This is a genomic window from Nocardia sp. NPDC058633, assembly GCF_042717045.1.
GTDB lineage: Bacteria > Actinomycetota > Actinomycetes > Mycobacteriales > Mycobacteriaceae > Nocardia.
Window position 1 is genome coordinate 1 of sequence record NZ_JBHXRA010000043.1, and the last position, 4,252, is coordinate 4,252.

Sequence of the window (4,252 nt, forward strand, 5' to 3'; positions counted from 1 at the left end):
ACCGGCATACACGCCCTGACCACCGAACAAGGCCTCGCACTCTTCGACACCGCGACCACCCTGACCACCCCAGCCCTCGTCCCGATCAAGCTCGACGTCAAGACACTCCGCGCGGGCACCGGCGAAGTGCCCGAGCTCTTCCGGGCCCTGGTCCGGCGCCCCCCGAGGCGGGTCGTGAACGGTGCGACCACGGGTGCCGCGTCCTCGCTGGCCCAGCGGCTCGCCGGGCTCTCGCCCACGGAGCAGGAAGCGGCACTCCTCGACCTCGTACGCACCACGGCCGCCGCGACTCTCGGTCACGCGGGACCGGAGGTCATCGACCCCGAACAGGCTTTCAGCGAGCTGGGCTTCGACTCGCTCAGCGCGGTCGAGTTCCGCAACGGACTCAGCGAAGCCGCAGGACGGCGGCTGCCCGCGACGCTCGTCTTCGACTACCCGAGCCCGGCCGCTCTCGCCCGCTACCTCGCCGACGAGGTAGCAGGCAACGGCGAGGTGACCGCGGGCACCGTACCAGCCAGGGCCGCCGCCCCCTTGGGCAGCGACCCGATCGCGATCGTCGGCATGAGCTGCCGCTACCCGGGCGGGGCCGACACCCCGCAGGCCCTGTGGCAGCTGGTCGTCGACGGCGTCGACGCGGTATCGGAGTTCCCGGTGAACCGGGGCTGGAACATCGACGAGCTCTACGACCCCGACTCCGAGCGCCCCGGCACCAGCTATGTGAAGCACGGCGGGTTCCTGCACGACGCGGGCGAGTTCGACCCGGACTTCTTCGGGATCTCCCCGAACGAGTCCCTCGCCATCGACCCGCAGCAGCGGCTGCTCCTGGAGACGTCCTGGGAGGCGATCGAGCGGGCCGGAATCGACCCGACGTCGCTGAAGGGCTCGGCCACCGGCGTCTTCGCCGGAATGATGTACCACGACTACCAGGACAACACGAACACTGGATCGGTGGCTTCGGGCCGGGTGTCCTACACCCTCGGTCTCGAAGGCCCATCGGTCACGGTCGACACCGCCTGCTCGTCCTCGCTGGTCGCCCTGCACTGGGCCATACAGGCACTGCGCTCGGGAGAGTGCTCCCTCGCGCTGGCCGGAGGGGTCGCGGTCATGGCGACACCCGAGGCGTTCATCGAGTTCAGCCGCCAACGCGGCCTGGCCCCGGACGGCCGCTGCAAGTCCTTCGCGGATGCGACAGACGGGACGGCGTGGGGCGAGGGCGTCGGCATGCTGCTCGTCGAGCGACTCTCCGACGCACAGGCCAACGGCCACCCGGTGCTCGCGATCGTCCGGGGCACCGCGGTGAACCAGGACGGTGCGAGCAACGGACTCACCGCCCCGAACGGCCCCTCCCAACGCCGGGTCATCCGGCAGGCACTCGCGGGTGCAGGTCTGACCGCCGCCGATGTGGACGCGGTCGAGGCGCATGGTACGGGTACGACGCTGGGTGACCCGATCGAGGCGCAGGCATTGCTTGCGACCTATGGTCAGGACCGCCCCGCCGACCAGCCGCTGTGGCTGGGCTCCGTCAAGTCGAACATGGGTCACACTCAGGCCGCGGCCGGTGTCTCGGGGATCATCAAGATGGTCGAGGCCATCCGTCACGGCATCCTGCCCAAGACCCTGCACGTAGACGAGCCGACCCACCAAGTCGACTGGACATCGGGCAACATCGAACTGTTGACCGAGTCACGGCCGTGGCCCGAGACCGGGCGTCCGCGCCGGGCCGGTATCTCATCCTTCGGGATCAGCGGCACCAACGCCCACGTCATCATCGAACAGGCCCCGCAGCCCGCCCCCGTAGCGCCGGTGCAGCACACCGCCGGCGCCCCGGCAGCGGTCGTGTGGCCGCTGTCCGGCAAGACGGAGGAGGCGTTGCGCGCGCAGGCCGGGCGGCTGCGGGCGTACATCGAGGCCGATGCCGGGCTGCGGCCCGTCGACGTGGGGCACTCCCTGGCCACCCGCCGCACACATCTCGACCACCGGGCAGCCGTCACCGGCGCCGACCGCGAGGAACTGCTGCGCGGCCTGGCCGCGCTCGCCGAGGGCCAGGCTGTCCCCGGAGTCGCACGGGGAAGCGCGCGGGCCAGAGGGCGCACAGCGTTCCTCTTCACCGGACAGGGTGCCCAACGCCTCGGTATGGGACGGGAGTTGTACGACGCGTTCCCCGTGTTCGCCCAGTCCTTCGACGCGGTCCTCGCGGAAATCGAACTGCCGCTGCGGGACGTGATCTGGGGCAAGGGCACCACGGCCCTGAACCGCACCGAGTACACCCAGCCCGCCCTCTTCGCGATCGAGGTCGCGCTCTACCGCCTGGTCGAGTCATGGGGGATACGCCCCGACTTCCTTGCCGGACACTCGATCGGCGAGCTGGCCGCCGCCCATGTGGCCGGGGTGTTCTCCCTCCCCGACGCGGCAAAGCTGGTGAGCGCACGAGGTCGCCTCATGCAGGCGCTGCCCGAGGGTGGGGCGATGGTGGCCGTGCAGGCCACCGAGGACGAGGTCCTCCCGCACGTCACCGACCGGGTGAGCATCGCCGCCGTCAACGGCCCCACTTCCGTGGTGGTTTCGGGTGTTGCGGGCGATGTCCTGGAAGTGCAGGTGCGCTTCGAGGCCAAGGGCCGCAAGACCAGCAGGTTGAAGGTGTCGCACGCCTTCCACTCAGCGCTCATGGAGCCGATGCTGGACGAGTTCCGGGCGGTGGCCGAGTCCCTTTCGTACGCGCAGCCGGTTATCCCGGTCGTCTCCAACGTGTCAGGGTCCCTGGCCGTTGGGCTGACCGATCCCGAGTACTGGGTGCGGCATGTGCGTGCGGCGGTCCGCTTCGCCGACGGGCTGCGCTTCCTGGAGGCCGAGGGCGTCACCCAGTTCGTGGAGATCGGCCCGGACGGCGTACTGACGGCGATGGCGCAGCAATCCCTGGAGTCGGAGTCGGCCGTCCTGACGGCGGCGCTGCGCAAGGACCGCGCCGAGGTCGCGACACTCCTCGGCACCATCGGTCAGCTGTACGTCTGCGGGAACTCGCCCGATTGGCCCGCCCTCTTCACGGGCACCGGCGCCCGCCCGGTCGACGACCTCCCCACCTACGCCTTCCAGCGCAAGAACTACTGGGTGGAGAACACGGCCGAGGCGGGCTCCGCGCTCACCGCGATGGGCCTCGCCTCCTCCGGACACGCACTGCTCGGCGCGGCAATGACGCTGGCCGACACCGATGGGGCCGTCCTGACGGGCCGGCTGTCGACGGCGTCCCAGCCGTGGCTGGCGGACCACGCCCTGGGCGGGACCGTGCTCTTCCCCGGCACCGGCCTGGTGGAACTGGCCATCCGGGCCGGGGACGAGGTCGGCTGCGCCGCACTGGAGGAGCTGACACTCGAGGCGCCACTGGTCCTGCCGGAGCGCGGCGGGGTCCAGGTGCAGGTGGCCGTGGGCGCACCGGAGGAGTCGGGCGTCCGGCCCGTGAGCGTGTACTCGCGTGCCGACGGCACGGACGAGCTCTGGATCCGCCACGCCGCTGGTCTGATCGCCGAGGCCGGATCCCGGCCGTCGTTCGACATGGCGTACTGGCCACCGCAGGGCGCGGTGGAAGTGGAAGTGGACGGCCTGTACGAGGGATTGGCCGCTGCCGGTCTCGACTACGGTCCGGTGTTCCAAGGACTGACAGCGGCCTGGCGGTCCGGAGACGACATCTACGCCGAGGTCTCCCTGCCCGAGGGCACGAACACCGACGGCTACGGCCTCCACCCCGCCCTCCTCGACGCCTGCCTACACGCCATCGGCCTGCACGACAACGACGACGACAACCAGTCGGCACGCCTGCCGTTCGCCTGGACCGGGGTCACCCTGCACGCGGCGGGAGCCACCCGGGCCCGGGTCCGGGTATCCCCGGCCGGCGCGGACGGAGTATCCCTCGCGGTGGCGGACGACGAGGGGCGCCCGGTGGCGTCGATCGGCTCGCTCGCTCTGCGGGAGATTTCGGCGGATCAACTGGCAGGCTCTGCGGCGTTCCACGACTCACTGTTCCAACTGGAGTGGACGAAACTACCCACCGCCTCGACCGGGGTACCGGTCGGGGACGCGGTGGTGCTGCACAGCAAACCAGGTGCGGATGCGGCCGCGGTACGGGCTGCGACCGGGGTGGCCCTGGCCGCACTCCAGTCCGCCAACGGGCCGCTCGTCGTCGTCACCCGGGGCGCGGTGGTGCTGCCCGGCGAAGACGTCACCGACCTGGCGGGCGCCGCCGTATGGGGCCTGGTGCGCT

1 protein-coding gene is annotated in these 4,252 nt (G+C 71.0%); it reads left to right on the forward strand.

The window, feature by feature from the left end:
- Positions 1-4,252, forward strand: a 4,252-nt coding sequence (locus tag ACFWUR_RS29595) for a beta-ketoacyl synthase N-terminal-like domain-containing protein (protein WP_378911229.1), incomplete at both ends; no start/stop codon positions are given.